The organism is Bradyrhizobium zhengyangense (genome assembly GCF_022012435.1).
Lineage (GTDB): Bacteria > Pseudomonadota > Alphaproteobacteria > Rhizobiales > Xanthobacteraceae > Bradyrhizobium > Bradyrhizobium zhengyangense.
Genome location: NZ_JAKLUA010000002.1, coordinates 50,746 through 65,320 on the forward strand (window position 1 = coordinate 50,746; position 14,575 = coordinate 65,320).

Annotated in this window: 16 protein-coding genes; 8 read left to right on the forward strand and 8 right to left on the reverse strand. The window is 64.3% G+C overall.

Features of this window, described 5'->3' with window-relative positions:
* Positions 1-33: 33 nt before the first annotated feature.
* The gene (locus tag L6637_RS08620; protein WP_237870089.1) at positions 34-744 is read left to right on the forward strand and encodes a hypothetical protein; all 711 of its coding nucleotides are present in this window, start codon (positions 34-36) and stop codon (positions 742-744) included.
* Here the strand turns inward: L6637_RS08620 and L6637_RS08625 are convergent.
* The 4 genes from L6637_RS08625 to L6637_RS08640 all read right to left on the reverse strand — a co-directional run bounded on the left by L6637_RS08625 (position 733) and on the right by L6637_RS08640 (position 4,864).
* Entirely contained in the window at positions 733-1,539 is an 807-nt protein-coding gene (locus tag L6637_RS08625; protein WP_237870091.1) for a tetratricopeptide repeat protein, read from the reverse strand. The genes L6637_RS08620 and L6637_RS08625 overlap by 12 nt on opposite strands.
* Before the next feature lie 131 nt (positions 1,540-1,670).
* Positions 1,671-2,771: an alkene reductase gene (locus tag L6637_RS08630; RefSeq protein WP_237870093.1), complete on the reverse strand. Its 1,101-nt coding sequence runs from the start codon at positions 2,769-2,771 to the stop codon at positions 1,671-1,673.
* Positions 2,772-2,949: 178 nt separating this feature from the next.
* Complete coding sequence (locus L6637_RS08635) at positions 2,950-3,453, reverse strand: DUF1993 domain-containing protein (RefSeq protein WP_237866468.1); 504 nt, start codon at positions 3,451-3,453, stop codon at positions 2,950-2,952.
* A 109-nt stretch (positions 3,454-3,562) separates the two neighbouring features.
* Positions 3,563-4,864 (reverse strand): lytic murein transglycosylase, encoded by a 1,302-nt coding sequence (locus tag L6637_RS08640; RefSeq protein ID WP_237866466.1) that lies wholly within the window; start codon positions 4,862-4,864, stop codon positions 3,563-3,565.
* A 183-nt stretch (positions 4,865-5,047) separates the two neighbouring features.
* On the opposite strand from L6637_RS08640, the gene htpX reads away from it, so the two are divergent.
* The 3 genes from htpX to L6637_RS08655 all read left to right on the forward strand — a co-directional run bounded on the left by htpX (position 5,048) and on the right by L6637_RS08655 (position 7,228).
* The gene (htpX, locus tag L6637_RS08645; RefSeq protein ID WP_237870095.1) at positions 5,048-5,980 is read left to right on the forward strand and encodes a zinc metalloprotease HtpX; all 933 of its coding nucleotides are present in this window, start codon (positions 5,048-5,050) and stop codon (positions 5,978-5,980) included.
* A gap of 254 nt (positions 5,981-6,234) precedes the next feature.
* Positions 6,235-6,414, forward strand: a complete 180-nt coding sequence (locus L6637_RS08650; RefSeq protein ID WP_237866464.1) for a hypothetical protein — start codon at positions 6,235-6,237, stop codon at positions 6,412-6,414.
* Positions 6,415-6,586: 172 nt separating this feature from the next.
* Positions 6,587-7,228, forward strand: coding sequence for a tetratricopeptide repeat protein (locus L6637_RS08655; RefSeq protein WP_237866463.1), 642 nt, complete (start codon positions 6,587-6,589; stop codon positions 7,226-7,228).
* 13 nt (positions 7,229-7,241) lie between these two features.
* Here the strand turns inward: L6637_RS08655 and L6637_RS08660 are convergent, their stop codons facing one another.
* Both L6637_RS08660 and L6637_RS08665 read right to left on the reverse strand, forming a co-directional pair.
* Positions 7,242-7,610 carry a hypothetical protein gene (locus tag L6637_RS08660; RefSeq protein ID WP_237866462.1) on the reverse strand — a complete coding sequence of 123 codons (369 nt, stop codon included), beginning with the start codon at positions 7,608-7,610 and terminating at the stop codon, positions 7,242-7,244.
* Positions 7,611-7,785: 175 nt separating this feature from the next.
* A complete protein-coding gene (locus L6637_RS08665; RefSeq protein ID WP_237870097.1) occupies positions 7,786-8,598 on the reverse strand; it encodes a hypothetical protein in 813 nt (270 codons plus the stop codon).
* Positions 8,599-8,827: 229 nt separating this feature from the next.
* Here L6637_RS08665 and L6637_RS08670 point away from each other — a divergent pair, with 229 nt between their 5' ends.
* Positions 8,828-9,121, forward strand: a complete 294-nt coding sequence (locus L6637_RS08670) for an antibiotic biosynthesis monooxygenase (RefSeq protein ID WP_074120044.1) — start codon at positions 8,828-8,830, stop codon at positions 9,119-9,121.
* Between the two features lie 139 nt (positions 9,122-9,260).
* Here L6637_RS08670 and L6637_RS08675 read toward each other — a convergent pair whose 3' ends face one another.
* A complete protein-coding gene (locus L6637_RS08675; protein WP_237870099.1) occupies positions 9,261-10,706 on the reverse strand; it encodes a helix-turn-helix domain-containing protein in 1,446 nt (481 codons plus the stop codon).
* Between the two features lie 234 nt (positions 10,707-10,940).
* Between L6637_RS08675 and L6637_RS08680 the strand changes: the two genes are divergently transcribed.
* The 3 genes from L6637_RS08680 to L6637_RS08690 all read left to right on the forward strand — a co-directional run bounded on the left by L6637_RS08680 (position 10,941) and on the right by L6637_RS08690 (position 13,556).
* Positions 10,941-12,575 (forward strand): isocitrate lyase, encoded by a 1,635-nt coding sequence (locus tag L6637_RS08680; protein WP_237870102.1) that lies wholly within the window; start codon positions 10,941-10,943, stop codon positions 12,573-12,575.
* A 23-nt stretch (positions 12,576-12,598) separates the two neighbouring features.
* Complete coding sequence (locus L6637_RS08685; RefSeq protein WP_008137787.1) at positions 12,599-12,808, forward strand: DUF4170 domain-containing protein; 210 nt, start codon at positions 12,599-12,601, stop codon at positions 12,806-12,808.
* A 190-nt stretch (positions 12,809-12,998) separates the two neighbouring features.
* A complete protein-coding gene (locus L6637_RS08690; RefSeq protein WP_237870104.1) occupies positions 12,999-13,556 on the forward strand; it encodes a hypothetical protein in 558 nt (185 codons plus the stop codon).
* A gap of 35 nt (positions 13,557-13,591) precedes the next feature.
* On the opposite strand, the gene L6637_RS08695 is transcribed toward L6637_RS08690, so the two are convergent.
* The gene (locus L6637_RS08695) at positions 13,592-14,473 is read right to left on the reverse strand and encodes a metallophosphoesterase family protein (RefSeq protein WP_237870688.1); all 882 of its coding nucleotides are present in this window, start codon (positions 14,471-14,473) and stop codon (positions 13,592-13,594) included.
* Positions 14,474-14,575: the final 102 nt, after the last annotated feature.

A 14,575-nucleotide genomic window follows, 5' to 3' on the forward strand; every position in this document is an offset into this window, starting at 1 on the left:
TGGATGGCTCGGATTCAGACGCGAGACTTCACCATGCGAATGATTTTCCGTTGCGATCCAAAGCTGGCCGGTCATCTGCTGCAGCCCTTTCCGGCGCGCAGCGCCTTGCCGGACTGGCTGCGGGCAATGCCGGCGACGGCGCATTCGGACATCCACGACCGCGACATCCGCACGGTCAAGCAGTGCCCGCCCTTCGTCGATGCGATGGCCTATGGAGTCATGATTCCGCTGCCGTGCGACATCAGGATCGAGTCAGGGCAGTTTTCGTGGGATTGGGACATCCCCGAGCCGGAGACGGCGGGGCATCCGCGCGCGCCTCTGAGCTTCCATCCCGCTGCGCAGTTCGCTGCTGCGCCTTTCGCGAACGGACGCTCCGCCATCAAGTTCAACAGCTTCTGGACCATCGAGCTCGAGCCCGGCTGGTCGCTGTTCGCGACGCATCCCGTCAATCGGGATGACCTGCCGTTTCGCCTGGTGTCGGGCCTGGTCGACGCCGATCGCTTCCACGACGGCGGCATCAATTTTCCGGCCGTTTGGATCAAGCCCGAATTCTCAGGTGTCCTGGAAAAGGGCACGCCGATCGCGCAATGCTTTGCCGTTCCGCGGCAGGCGCCCGAGCTGATGTTCGAGTCCTTCGACGAGGCGCATCGGCAATCCTACGCGAAGGTTGTCGCCGACGTGCTGGCTGCGCCCAACGTCTACCGGAAGCAGTTTCGCGCAAAACGCGGGCGGCTAACGCGCTAGAGCGCGGCGCAGCCCGTCCTCGTCGAGCCAAAGACGGCCGTGCGAGGCCGACGTCAGCGCCATTGCGATCGAGCCGAACAGCTGTGGACGCAAGCGATAGGCCTGGGCAAAGGCACCCATGGCGGCGTCGACGTCACCACCCTCCTGCAGGGCAATGCCGAGGTTGAGTGCGGCCTCGGCATGATCGGGCTTGAGCTCGAGCGCCTTGCGGTAGGCGGTGGCAGCGCCGGTGTGATCGCGCAGATCCTGCCGCGCAACGCCGAGATCGAACCACACCGAAGCCGGCGCGCTCGCTGCGACCGCTTGCGCGAGCAGGCTTGCGGCGGTGGCGGGATCGCCGTCTTCCCACGCCAGCCGTCCGAGCCGCGCCGTTGCTTCCTGATGACCGGGGACGACCTTGAGGATCGCCTGCCACGCCCCGCGCGCCTGATCTCGCAGTCCGGCCATATCGAGCGTCCGGGCCTTCTCGACGAACATCTCGCGCTGCGGGCTGGTGGCGATCGCGGCATCGAGATGTCCGAGCGCGGCGTCGAGCTGGCCTTCGCTGCGCGCGATGCGGGCGGCCAGCAGTCGGGCCGGCGCATTGTTGGGCCGCTTGGCCAGACTGACGTCGATATGTGCGTGAGCCGGGGCGATGACGCCTCTGGAGAACAACACGGCGGCCAGCAGATGATGCAGCACCGGATCGGCCGGCGCGCGTGCAAGGCCTTTTTCGCATAGACGCTGCGCCTCGTCCGGCTTGCCCGCATTGAACGCTTCAGCCGCGCGGCGAACGAGTGTCTCAGTGTCATCCATCGCCGCATTAGAGCAAGGATGCGAGGGTCCAGCAATATAGCGGGACTGGGCGCACCCAAGGCAAAAGGCCGGGAGTGATCCCGGCCTTTTGTCTTTCTCACCTATCCCCGCAAGCGGGGAGAGGGAGACGATCACTCCGCCGGCTCGGCCGCCAGCGTCGGGTAGTCCGTGTATCCCTTGGCGCCGCCGCCGTAGAACGTGTTCTTGTCCCAATCGTTCAGCGCCGCGCCCGTCTTCAGCCGCTCGACCAGGTCGGGGTTGGAGATGAACGGCTTGCCGAAGGCGATGAGATCGGCCGCGTTTGCGTCGAGCACCTTGGTGGCGAGATCGAAATCGTAGCCGTTGTTGGCGACGTAGGCACCAGCGAAGCGCTTGCGGATGCTCGCATAGTCGAACGGGGCGACGTCGCGCGGACCGCCGGTGGCACCTTCGACGACGTGGAGATAGACAAGCTTCAGCGCGCTGAGGCCGTCGACGATATGGTCGTACAGAGCTTGCGGGTTCGAATCCGAGATGTCGTTGGCGGGCGTCACCGGCGAGATGCGGATGCCGGTGCGGTCGGCGCCGGCTTCAGTCACGACGGCCTTGGAGACTTCCAGCATCAACCTGGCGCGGTTCTCGATCGAGCCGCCATAGGCGTCGGTGCGCTTGTTGGCGCCGTCCTTGGCGAACTGCTCGAGCAGATAGCCGTTGGCGCCATGAATCTCGACGCCGTCGAAGCCGGCTTCCAGCGCATTCTTCGCGGCGCGCTTGAAATCGTCGATGATTCCCGGAATTTCGGAGAGCTCGAGCGCACGGGGCTCGGAGACGTCGGCAAAGGTGCCGTTCACGAACGTCTTGCCCTTGGCGCGGATCGCGCTCGGCGCCACCGGGGCTGCGCCATTCGCCTGGAGGTCGACATGCGAGATGCGGCCGACATGCCAGAGCTGGATGAAGATCTTGCCGCCGCGCTCATGCACCTTGTCGGTGACCTTGCGCCAGCCGGCGACCTGGTCCTTGCTGTAGATGCCGGGGGTGTCCTGGTAGCCCTGGCCCTGCTGCGAGACCTGGCTCGCTTCGGTGATCAGCAGGCCTGCGGAAGCGCGTTGGCCGTAATACTCAGCTGCGAGCGGGGAGGGGACGAAGGTGCCGGGCGAGGCGCGGTTGCGCGTCAGCGGTGCCATCACCAGGCGGTTGGCCAGCGTGATCGGGCCGAGCTTGTAGGTCTCAAACAATTTGGTCGAACGGCTCATCGGGATGCTTCCAGAGGTTAAGAGGTCTGGAACACTTGTGCATCGCGGCATCAGGCGCAAGGGATGAGCCATACGGAAAGTGCAGGCGAGCTGCGCGGCAGGGCCCGCGCAGCATGATTCATGCGCAAATTCGGCCGTGGCAGCGGATTTCCGCTGTCGTGGCCGTGCGATCCAGCAATCAGTTCGCGCCGAGGAAATCGCGTTTGCCGATCTCAACGCCGTTGTGGCGCATGATGCCGTGAGCGGTCGTGGCGTGGAAATAGAAGTTCGGCAGCGAGACGGCGCTGAAGAACTGTTGACCCCTGAGCGTCATGGTCCGGTCCGGGCCCGCCGGGAAGGTCACGTCCTTGCTGTCGGCGCCCTCGAACTGCTCTGGCTTGAACGACTTCACATAGTCGATCGTCTTCGCGAGCCGCTGCTTCAGCTCCTCAAACGTCTTTTCCGTGTCGGGCATCGAAGGCAGCTCGCCATGGGTCAGCCGGGCGCAGCCCTTGGCAGCGAAATCGCTGGCCAGCTGGATCTGCTTCGACAGCGGCAGCATGTCCGGGAACAGGCGGGAGCCGAGCATGACGCTCGGGTCGATCTTCTTGGCCGCGCAATGCGCCTCGGCCTTGGTGAGCAAGCCGGTCAAGCTGTTCAGCATTTGCAAATAGGCGGGGACGACGGCGTCATAGAAGGACATGTGATGCTCGCTTTGATGGTGGGAATCTCAGGCGGAAAACCTGAGCCACTCACATGGGAGCCTCATGGAATAATACAATTGCGAAAATGGCTTGTGCGGTGCGAAAATTCTATCGCACTGTCGCCTGGGGCTGCGCCTGTGCCGTGCCGCCGCGCATGCGGGCCAGAAGCTCCACGGTCGGCCAGGAATCGGCCGGCAGGCCGTATTTGATCTGCATCGCCTTGACGGCCGCGCGGCTCTGCTGGCCGAGAACGCCGTCGACCTTGCCGACATTGAAGCCGGCCTGGACCAGCAGCTGCTGCAATTGCTTGAGCTCGTTGAACGGCAATTGCGCCACTTGCCCGGCAGGCTTGCGCATCGGCGCTGCGCCCGCGATGCGCGAGGCGAGATAGCCTGCGGTGGTCGAATAGATCAGCGAGTTATTCCATTCGGTATAGGCGGCGAAATTCGCGTAGGCCATGAAGGCTGGCCCAAAGCGTCCCATCGGCAGCAGCACGGAAGCCGGAAGATTATCGTTCGGCAGCGGCCGGCCGTCGGGATAGGTGACGCCGAACTGTGCCCATTTCGAGCGCGGCAGCTGCACGCTGAGGTCGGTCTGATCCCATGGCAGGTTCTGCGGGACCTTGATCTCTTCCAGCCACGGCTCGCCGCGCCGCCACTTCAACCCATTGGCGATGTAGTTCGCGGTCGAGCCGATCACATCGTCTCCGCTGCGTAAGAGGTCGCGCCGCCCGTCGCCATCATAGTCGACGGCGTAGTTGACATAATGCGTCGGCAGGAATTGCGTCTGGCCGAGCTCGCCGGCCCATGAGCCGATCATCTCGTCGGGCGTGAGATCGCCGCGATCGATGATCTTCAGCGCGGCGATGGTCTCGTTCACGAACATCTCCGAGCGCCGGCAGTCATAGGCGAGCGACACCAGCGATTTCAGCGTCGGCAGATTGCCCATGTTGGCACCGAAGTCGCTCTCCAGACCCCAGAACGCGGCGATGACCGCAGGCGGCACGCCGTACTCCTTCTCGGCGCGCGCGAATGCGGCCGCGTGCTGCTTGATGTGCTGCTGGCCGTTCTGCATGCGATAGGGCGCGGCCATGCGGCCGGCGAATTCGGTGAAGAGCTGGCCGAACACGCGCTGGCCGCGGTCGCGATTGACGATGCCCTGGTCGTAGACGAGGTAGGGCGAAGCCTCCGATATCGTTCGTTGCGACACGCCTGCGGCGACCGCTTGCTGTTTCACCTCGGCGAGGAAGCGATCGAAGCCCGCTCCGTTGTGGCACGAGGCGGCGCGTGGCGACGGCGCAGTCGCCCTGGGCGCCGCGGGCTTTGCGGGCGGCGGCGCGAACTGGGCGGAGGCGGGAAGGGAGAGCGCGGCGAGGGTAACGGCCGCGATCGCAAATCGGGTCAGGAGCATGAGGTTTCCGAAAGGGGAGGAGGCTTGGATTCTCGACGAAGTTTAATGGAATGATCGAGCTCAAGCCAGTGCCGCGGCTCCGCGACGCACCTTGAAACCTTGCGCTTCAGCAGGGGTCGTTCCTACCTGATGTCTGCCGGCCCGCAGTGCCTTTGGCGGCCATGGCCGGCGCTGGAGACGGTCATGAACTATCTACGTACCGGAATGCTTCTCGCAGGCCTCACCGCCTTGTTCATGGGCGTGGGCTATCTGATCGGCGGCGCCTCAGGCGCCATGATCGCGCTCGTGATTGCAGCGGCGACCAATCTCGTCACCTACTGGAACTCCGACCGCATGGTGCTCTCGATGTACGGCGCCCATGAGGTCGACCGTCAAAGCGCGCCGGAGCTGGTCGGGCTCGTGGCCGAGCTTGCTGGCCGCGCTGGGTTGCCGATGCCGCGGGTGTTCGTGGTGGACGAGGCGCAGCCGAACGCGTTCGCGACAGGCCGCAATCCCGAGAACGCCGCCGTCGCCGTCACCGTCGGCCTGATGAACCAGCTCAGCCGCGAGGAACTCGCCGGCGTGATCGCGCATGAGCTTGCGCATATCAAAAATCACGACACGCTGCTGATGACCATCACCGCGACCATCGCGGGTGCGATCTCCATGCTGGCGCAGTTCGGCATGTTCTTCGGCGGCCATCGCGACAACAACGGTCCCCGCATCGTCGGCTCGATCCTGATGATGATCCTCGCCCCGCTCGGAGCCATGCTGGTGCAGATGGCCATCAGCCGCACCCGCGAATATGCCGCCGACAATCTTGGCGCGCGGATCGCGGGACAGCCGATGTGGCTTGCCTCGGCGCTGGTGAAGATCGAGAGTGCCGCGCATCAGGTGCCGAATTATGATGCCGAGCGCAATCCGGCGACCGCGCATATGTTCATCATCAACCCGCTGTCGGGCCACGGCATCGACAATCTCTTCACCACCCATCCCTCGACGCAGAACCGCATCGCGGCGCTCCAGCAGCTCGCGGCCGAGCTCGGCACGCAGGCGACGCCCTCGGTCGGCGCCAACGAGAACTATCCGCCGCACGGCCCGTGGGGCCGATCATCCTCGCGCGGTCCGTGGGGATGAGCTCGCGAGCAGCGCCGGCGTATTCTCACGGCGCTGCAATTCAAGCGAGAAATTTCTGATGCAACGTCGCATTGCCGGCGTCTGGCGTGATCATCGTCAGGGTGCCGATTGTTGCTGCGCACGATCCGAAATGTAGCTTGCACTCCGTCGGCCGTTGCGCCAGACCTGTCACTGCTCGCCTTGGCTGGGGGAGCAACAGGTTGGAATGCTTGCCGAGTGGCAAGATTTGCGCATGCAAATCGCCGGAGGTTCGCATGGTACCGTTGCAGATCGAGCGTGTGGTCGAACGCGACATTGCGCCGCGTGAAGGCTTTCTGGAACGAATGGAAGGCGCGCTTCTCCTGACGTCACTGGCCTCGGTAACGGTGGTCTGGTGCTACCTGCTTGGTTTGGTGGTCTGGAAGTGCTGCATCTGGGTGCTCCAATTGGCCTAGATTGGCCTAGCCCAAGGGACGGCAGGCGAGCGGGAGGCCGCCTTGCGCGGTCATGCATTATGCTGCCATTGTGATCTGGCGCACAGAGGGCCGCCTCGGGGGGTGTTAACAGCCGACCCAGAGTGTTCCTTCGAAAGGGGATGTGCGGCCGGCCTGCCGGTCGCCGTCGAAGATGACCAGAGTTGCCCTGCCATTATTGATCGTCCTGGGCGTGGCCATCGGCCTGTCCACGCATACGGTCGTGAATTGCGGCGACGAGGATGAGCCCGACATCTGCTCGGCCGTGATCGGCTTCTCGCCGTTGCGCGGCTCCCTGATCGCCTTCGCCTATGAGGGACGTGGACGGATCGCGCTACGGCACGGCGACAACGGCCGGGCGATCGCCGATTTCAACGAGGCCATCCAGCTCAATCCCAACCGCGCCTCGCTCTACCGCGACCGCGCGCAGGCATATCGGCAGAACGGCGAGCCGGAGCTTGCGATCACCGATTATGACGAGGCGATCGCGCTCGATCCCAAGCCGGCGGCGCCCTATCGCGAGCGCGGCCGTGCACTCATCGCCAAAGGCGATCTCGACCGCGCCATCCTGAGCTACAGCACGGCGGTCCGTCTCGACCCCCGCGATGCGCAGGCCCGCCTCGACCGTGGCCTCGCATTCCTTGCGCGCGGCCAGGCCATCGAGGCCCGCGCCGATTTCGAAGCCGCCCTTGCGCTGCCTCCCGGCAAGGACAGCCGGGCCCATGACGCCGCGCGCGCCAAGCTCGCCGAGCTCACCCGTTCCGAGCCGACCGAGGTCTCGACACCGCGGCGGTGAAAGCGCCGGCCGGCTATTTTGCTTTCTTTGCTTTTGCCGCCTTGGCCTTCGCGGCCTTCTTCGCCGGCTTGTCTTTCACGGGCTTTTCCTTGGCAGGCTTTTCCGCCTTCACCTCGGCTTGCGTGCTGGCGGCGAGCCGCATCGCGCGGGCGTAGCTGTCGGCGACGTTGTCTGCGGACATCTGCAGGCGCCTTGCGGCGGCCGTGGCCTGTTCCATGGTGGCCTTGGCCATCATCTTGAAGCGGGCGCCGGTCTCCTTGCTCTTGGCCTTGGCTGCGAGGCCGCTGAAGCGATCCCGCCGCTCCTTGGCGCGGGTCATCAGGCCCGTCTGCAGCTGTCTTGCCAGTTGCCGGATCACGACATCCAGGTCGGCGTCCGCCATGTCTTCTATCCTCTTCGAAACAGTCCAATCGATGCGGCGGGACTATGCAGATCAGCCCCCGCCTTGGCAATTGCCGCCCGTGCGTCATCCGCAGCTTCCGGCCTTCCAAAACGAAAAAGCCGCGCATGTCGCGCGGCTTTTGGCTTGAGGTTGGCGCAGGTGAGCCAGACCGAACTCACTTCAGCGAGGCGACCGGTCCGCTCGAGGCCGCTGCCGGATCGGGGTCGAAGCCGAACACGCCGACCAGATATTTGTAATAGTCCGGCATCTTCTCCTTGAGCGCCGCGCGGGTCTTCGGATCCTGGTAATCGCTCTTTCCCGCCAGGAAAATGCTCGCGGTCACGGCAAAGAATTCCATGTGATTCTTCATCGCGTAGGCCTCCTTGGGCAGGAGATCCTTGGACTTGGCATAGGCGTAATAGCTGATCACGCCCTTGTTGGCGTAGCCGTCGGGCAAGAGTCGTGCGTGATAGGCGTGCAGCATTTCATGCAGCAGCACGGCCTCTTTCTCGTAGCGCATCATGTCCGGCCGGATCATGATCACGCCGAGCCCGGAATCGACCGCGAGGTCGACGGCGTTCGGATTGGTCCAGCGCTGCTTGTCATGGTCCCACACCGTCAGCGTGCGGGGCGAGGTGCGCTGGATGTCCGGCGTGACCCGGCCGTAGCAGGCGGTCGCGGCGCCTTCGTCCAGGCAAGCCAGCTCGCTCGCGATGATCGGAACGGTGTGGAAGAAACGCATCACGCGCGGCGAGAGGCCGGCGGCCTCGACGACGTCGATCTGCTGCTTCAGATTGTCTGTGAGCTTGTCGAGGTCCTTGCGATCGGACGCCTCCGACACGTCGAACATGTAGCCGCGATAGCTCTGAAAGCCGGGCGGCAGCGGCTTCGCGGCATCGGCCGACGCAACGTCGAGCGAGCCGGCGTTGGACGGATTGGCAAAGAGCGCGCCGACAACGGTCGCGGTCAGCAGCAACGCAATGCGCATGATGAACCCCCTGATGTCACTTCACGCGGCAGGATAAGCTGCCGTTGTTTGCGAAAAGTGAGTGGGGCGAGACTAAGGCAGCGATGTTGAGGCGTGCTTAATCCTTGGTTGCAGATCGCGCAGGCGGATTAGGGCAGGGTTAACCAAGCAGGGTATCCCGGCTCCGCGCTTCGGCGTAGGATCGAAGCCGGGCACCATGCCCACAGCAATACCCGGAAGGGAGGATGCCATGTATGCCGCCATCCGTCAGGCCAAGGCCAAGAGCGGAAGCGCCGAGGAGCTTGCTCGCCGCATCAAGGACGGTGCCGTTCCGATCATCAGCGACGTCGACGGCTTCAGGGCCTATTACGTGGTCTATGCCGGCGACGACACCGTGACCGCGATCTCCATCTTCGACAAATTCGAGCAGGCCGAGGAGGCCAACAAGCGCGCGATCGCCTGGATCGAGAAGGATCTGGGCTCGCTGCTCGCCGGGCACGCGAGCGCCGCGGCCGGGCCGGTGATCGTGCATACGCTGGCGTGAGGGTGGCGGTTCGCGCTCGCCTCGCGCTCAACTGTCATCGCCCGGCTTGACGATCCAGTACGCCGAGACGGTGGTGGTTGAACCGAGGCGCCGCGGCGTACTGGATGCCCCCGCTTTCGCGGGGCATGACAGTTGAGCTTCACAACTCCCTTGCATTCGAGAACGCGAAGCTCGATACCCTTCTCGTCGTCTCGTCCAAAATCAGCGTGCGCGTGATCGGCGGCTCGGCGCGCTGGGCGCAGTTTTCGCGCTCGCAGAGGCGGCAGTTGACGCCGATGGGTGTGCCTTCCGTTTTCTCCAGATCCATGCCGGCTGCATAGACCAGGCGTGACGCATGACGGATCTCGCAGCCGAGGCCGATGGCGAAGCGCGGCTGTGGCAGCGGGTGCGGCGCGACGGGACGGCGCACCATCTGCGCGATCGAGAAATAGCGCGTGCCGTCGGAGAGCTCGATCACCTGCTTGAGCAGGCGATCCGGCGTGTCGAAGGTCGAGTGCACGTTCCACAAAGGACAGGTGCCGCCGAATTTCGAGAACGGGAACGTGCCGGACGAGAAGCGCTTGGAGACGTTGCCGGCATTGTCGACACGCAGGAGGAAGAACGGAATGCCGCGCGCGTTCGGCCGCTGCAAGGTGGTGAGGCGATGGCAGACCTGCTCGAAGCCGGAATTGAAGCGCTGCGCCAGCACGTGAATGTCGTAGTTCAGTGCTTCGGCCGCGGCGAGGAACGCCGGATACGGCATCATCACGGCGGCCGCAAAGTAATTGCCGAGCGTGATGCGGAACAGCCGCCGCGGCGCATCGTCGAGCGGACCGGCGCGGCCGATGATGGTCTCCAGGGCTTGCGCGCATTCGCCCAGGCCCAGCTGAAAGGCGAGCTGGAAGGCGCGGCCGGGCGGATCGACCAGCTCCGAGATCAGCAACTGGCGGCGGTGGCGGTCGAAACGGCGGAGCGTCTCGCGCATTACGTCGACAGGCATGATGCGGGTCTGGATCGAATGCTTTTCCCGCAGGCGCTCCACAAGCGCGGCATAGAGCCCCTCGGCCGGCACATTCAATTCGTCGCGCAGGTTTTCCGCGGCCTGCTCGAGCTCCGGAAAATAGTTGCGATTGGCCTCGATCAGCTCGCGCACGCGCTCGACCGGATTGGCCTCATAGCGCGTGCCGACGTCGCGGTCGGCCATTTGCGCGGCCGCCAGCGTCTCGCCCTGGCGCGCCTCGGTATAGGCGGCATAGAGCCGTTGCAGTGCATGGGTGACGCCGGGGCAGAGCTCGGCGAGGTCGCGCAGCTCCTGCTTGGGCACGTCGATCTGGCGGAACAGCGGATCGGAAAAGATCTCGTTCAACTCGGCGAAGAAGCGGTCCTCGTCGGCGGTGGCGAGGTCGCGCAAGTCGAGGTCGTAGGTCTCGGCCAGCCGCAGCAGGATCTGCGCCGTCACCGGGCGCTGGTTCCGTTCGATCAGGTTGACATAGCTCGGCGAGATCCCGAGCCCCTCGGCGATCTGGGTCTGGGACAGTCCCAATTGTTGCCGGATCCGCCGGAAGCGGGGGCCGACGAACAGCTTTTTCCCGGGCTCAGCGGGCATTTTCAGGCCTCCAGAGGCATCAAGGTCAGCCTTCCTGACCTATAATTTACAAGATTTACAAAATAACATCTATTACATGTTCTGATGTTACATGACATCACCATTCAAATACAAGACCCCTGTACGAACTTCTCTTTCTCGCGTTTATCTCGTGACACGCATTTCGCAATGCATTGTCAAAAATGTCGATGACGAAGCACTTCGTTTTGTCATCCGTCGAGAAGGATAAGGCACATGAATTACCAGCCCCGCGGCATCAGCACCCTTCAGGGCCCGGCCTCGTATCAGAGCGAGATCGATGCGGCCCAGGCGCTCCTCCAGACCCAGCCGACCTGGAACGGGGTGACGGCCGAGGCCGTCGCGCGCATGCGCCTGCAGAACCGTTTCAAGACCGGCCTCGACGTCGCCCGCTACACCGCGGCGCTGATGCGGGCCGACATGGCGGCCTATGACAACGATCCGACCAAGTACACCCAGTCGCTGGGGTGCTGGCACGGCTTCATCGCCCAGCAGAAGCTGATCTCGATCAAGAAGCACTTCGGCGGCAGGACCGATCGCAAATATCTGTACCTGTCCGGCTGGATGATCGCGGCGCTGCGCTCCGAGTTCGGTCCGCTGCCCGACCAGTCGATGCATGAGAAGACCTCGGTGCCGGCGCTGATCGAGGAGCTCTACACCTTCCTCCGTCAGGCGGATTCCCGCGAGCTCAACGACATCTTCCGCAGCCTGGACAAGGCGCGCAAGGAAGGCGACACCACGCGCGAGAAGGAGCTGATCGCGAAGATCGACAACTTCCAGACCCACGTCGTTCCCGTCATCGCCGACATCGACGCCGGCTTCGGCAACGCCGAGGCGACCTATCTGCTCGCCAAGAAGATGATCGAAGCGGGCGCCTGTGCGCTGCAGATCGAGAACCAGGTCTCGGACGAGAAGCAGTGCGGTCACCAGGACGGCAAGGTCACCGTGCCGCACGAGGTGTTCATCGCCAAGATCCGCGCCTGCCGCCACGCCTTCCTCGAGCTCGGCGTCGAAGACGGCATCATCGTCACCCGCACCGACTCGCTCGGTGCCGGCCTGACGCAGCAGATCGCTGTCAGCCACAAGCCCGGCGACATCGGCGACCAGTACAACAGCTTCCTCGACTGTGAGGAAGTCACGGCGGCGAATGCCAGGAACGGCGACGTCATCATCAACCGCAACGGCAAGATGATGCGTCCGAAGCGGCTGCCCTCGAACCTCTACCAGTTCCGTGCCGGTACGGGCGAGGACCGCTGCGTGCTCGACAGCATCACCTCGCTCCAGAACGGCGCTGACCTGTTGTGGATCGAGACCGAGAAGCCGCATATCGAGCAGATCGCCAAGATGGTCGACCGCATCCGCGAGGTCATCCCGAACGCCAAGCTCGCCTACAACAACTCGCCGTCGTTCAACTGGACCATCAACTTCCGTCAGCAGGTCTACGACGCGATGAAGGAAGCCGGCAAGGATGTCAGCAAGTACAGCCGCGCCGAGCTGATGAAGCCGGAATATGACGATACGCCGCTGGCGATCGAAGCCGACGAGCGCATCCGCACCTTCCAGGCGGATTCGGCCAAGCGCGCCGGCATCTTCCATCACCTGATCACGCTGCCGACCTACCACACGGCCGCGCTGTCCACCGACAACCTCGCACGCGAGTATTTCGGCGAGCAGGGCATGCTCGGCTACGTCAAGAACGTGCAGCGCCAGGAGATCCGTCAGGGCATCGCCTGCGCCAAGCACCAGAACATGGCCGGCTCCGACATCGGCGACGACCACAAGGAATACTTTGCGGGCGAAGCGGCCCTGAAGGCGGGCGGCGCCCACAACACCATGAACCAGTTCGGCTAACGCACCTCGACAGGAGACTGACAATGACCAAAGGCAGCAATTTCTGGGTGATCGGCGGCGAGTTCGGCTCGATGAACTTCCACAAGCTCGTCGAAGGCTCGGCCCAGGTGCAGGGTCCGTTCAAGACCCGCAAGGAAGCCGAAGACGCCTGGCGCTCGGTTTCGGAAGAGAACCGCCACAAGGCCGGCGTCCGTTTCTCGATCGTGGAAGAGCCGTCCCGGGTCTCGGCCTGACGGCTGGCTGATAAACTCTAAGAAGACGTCCAAGGACGGAGGGTCCCATCCGGCGCAAGCCGGGTGGGATCGTCTGTTTTTGGCACACATCAGCGGCCTGTGGGCACCGTAAGTATCTGGAATAATGGACCCTTTGCGGGGGTGTTGGTTGCTGATAGGTTAATGGGGAGAGTTGAGGACGAGGACGACAATGTCAGAGCCCGAGACCAGCGGTATCAATCCCGGCCAGCCGCGCCCGGTGCGGCTGCGCGATGCGCTGTTGCGCGCGCGGATCGAGGCTGCCGATCGGACCGGCGTGGTCGTCGATCTCAGGGACGCCGAGGTGGCCCGGCTCGAGATCCTCAACGACGCGCTCGATCCGCTGTTCGCCCAGGTGCCTGACAGGATCGATCTGTTCGACCGCGGCATCAGCCAGGGTGATACGCCGAGACTCTGGGTCGACGTCGTTGCCCATATCATGATGGGACGCGACAAGCGGCAATACCGCTTCGTCCAGGACACCCGGTTCGGCCGCATCGTGCTCGCCGAATCGCACGACACCGCCGTGATCGTGGACGCCGTGACCGACTACGTCGCCCGCCGCATGATCGAGCGCGAGCATGCGATGGTGGTGCCGCCAGAGCCCAAGGAAGAAGTTGCGGAGCAGCCGCCGCGCCGCTCGCGCGTCTGGCCGTTCCTGTTCGGCTTCATCCTCGGGGCCGCCGCGCTGTTCGGTGTCGCCGTGCTCGCGGTGTTGCGGAGCTGGTAGTTTTATCCACCGTCATTCCGGGGAATGACAGCCAGCTACACCACCCGCGTGCGTTTGATCTCCCGGATCTGCAGGCCATGATCGATGCTCCGCACGATCTGCTCGCAGCGCCAGCCGGCATTGTCCTTCTCGATCGCAAACAAATTGTAGGCCGCCGCGGGATAGCGCCCGTGCGCGAGCGCGGAGGCCGATGGCACGCCAATCGCGGGAATCTTGCCGTTGGGGCCTTCGAACCACATCGTCGAATGAATGTGGTCGTGCCCGTGCAGGATCAGTTCGACACCCCGGCGCTTCAGCAGCGCCAGCAGCGCGACCGAATCCGTCAGCCGCTTCTGGCGCGCGTCGGACTTCAGGGGGTGATGCACCAGCAACACGCGGAAGACGTCTTCGGCCGCGAGCTGCACGAGCACCTGTTCGAGATTGGCGAGCTGATCGCGCCCGAGCGTGCCCGTCGCCATCAAGGGCAGCGTCGGCACGGCGCTGGAGAGGCTGATCAGCGCAACCGGCCCGCGCCGGCGCACGCCGGGAAAGCCAACGCGGCCCTCGTCGTCCGCGAGATAAGGCGCAAAGGTCTCGCCGAAGCGGTGATAGGTCGCGCGGACATAGGCATCGTGATTGCCGGGAATTGTGGTGACGCGGTCGGGCGGGCCGACGCTGTCGAGCCAGGCGCGCGCCGGTGCGAATTCCGCCTCCATCGCCAGGTTGACGAGATCGCCGGTCACCGCGATATGGTCCGGCGCCTGCGCCTGCACATCGGCAACCAGCGCGTCGAGCACCTCGCGGCGCTGGTATTTATGGCGGTTGCGCGTCCAGTTGACGTAGCCGAGCACGCGCTTGCCGGCGAGCTCGGTCAGCCGCGGCTTCGGCAGCGGCGGCAGATGCGGGTCGGACAGATGGGCGAGCGTGAAGGGTGCCATGAAAGATGCCATCGCGCGCGATTGCCTCGCTATTCATATGCTGTAATGGCAAGGTCGCCTGCAACGTGCAAGGGAAGCCTGAGAGAGGGAAGCCTGAGAGAC